General features: G+C 42.5%; 1 protein-coding gene. It reads left to right on the plus strand.

Annotated features, from left to right (window positions below; genetic code table 11):
• Nucleotides 1-221, plus strand: a 221-nt coding sequence (locus ACXAG4_RS15545; RefSeq protein WP_475297013.1) for a hypothetical protein, incomplete at both ends; no start/stop codon positions are given.

The raw sequence follows: 221 nt of genomic DNA on the forward strand, positions 1-221 counted from the left end.
ACACCAACCGTAACCGGATTAGGCGGAGGTACTTTTAGTTCAACCGCAGGATTATCAATCAATGCAAGTACAGGAACAATCGATGTATCAGCAAGTACACCAGGTACTTATACAGTAACATATACCACATCGGGCACATGTCCAAACAGTAGCAATACAAGTGTAACTATTAATGCCTTAGACGATGCGAGTTTTAACTATTCGGCAGCGGCCTATTGTGT

It is taken from the genome of Seonamhaeicola sp. ABD4_175, assembly GCF_056160885.1.